1 protein-coding gene is annotated in these 836 nt (G+C 63.8%); it reads right to left on the bottom strand.

The window, feature by feature from the left end; all coding sequences use genetic code 11:
• On the bottom strand, positions 1-836 hold an 836-nt coding region (locus J1M86_RS24015), incomplete at both ends, for an AMP-binding protein (protein ID WP_206511643.1).

Here is an 836-nt window from a genome sequence, read left to right as displayed (position 1 = left end):
ATCGATCTCACCGAGCTCGATACGGAAACCGCGCACCTTCACCTGGAAGTCACTACGACCGACGTACTCGAGCGCACCGGAGCTGTTCCAGCGCACCACATCACCGGTGCGATACATCCGCTCACCAGCACCGAACGGCGCCGCAACGAAACGCTCCGCCGTCAAACCCAACCGATCGTGATACCCACGAGCCAAACCGGGACCCGCCAGATACAGCTCACCCGCAACACCCACCGGAACCGGACGCAAACGGGTGTCCAGCACGACCGTGGAGAAACCGCGCAGCGGTTCGCCGATGGCGATCGGGACGCCAGGCGACATGGGGGCGCTCAGCGTGGCGAACACGGTTGCCTCGGTCGGGCCGTACGCGTTGAACATCGACCGGCCGGGAGCCCAGCGATCCACCAACTCCGGACCTGATGCGTCGCCGCCAGTCACGACGACCTGCAACTCATCGAGACCCGACGGGTCCACCGAGGCCAACGCAGCCGGAGTGATGAACGCATGTGTCACCGACTGCTCCCCCAGCAGGTGCGCCAATTCTGCGCCACCGTACACATCGGTCGGCGCAATCACCAGCCTCGCCCCGCCGCAGAACGCCAACACCATCTCGAGCACCGAGGCATCGAAGCTCGTCGACGCAAACGCGAGCACACGTGCATCGGTTGTCACACCGAACCGGTCTCGCTCCTCCTCCGCGAAGTTCGCAAGCCCGCGGTGGGTGACCACAACACCCTTCGGCACACCCGTCGAACCGGACGTGTAAATCAAGTACGCCGCATCATCGAGCGACGGAACAGGCAACACAACAGAATCCAGATCAGCTGCAGCAGAAT

The organism is Rhodococcus sp. KRD197 (assembly GCF_017168235.1).
GTDB lineage: Bacteria > Actinomycetota > Actinomycetes > Mycobacteriales > Mycobacteriaceae > Rhodococcoides.
Note: the sequence above shows the minus strand (reverse complement) of the source record. Positions and strands in the feature narration are given on the sequence as shown.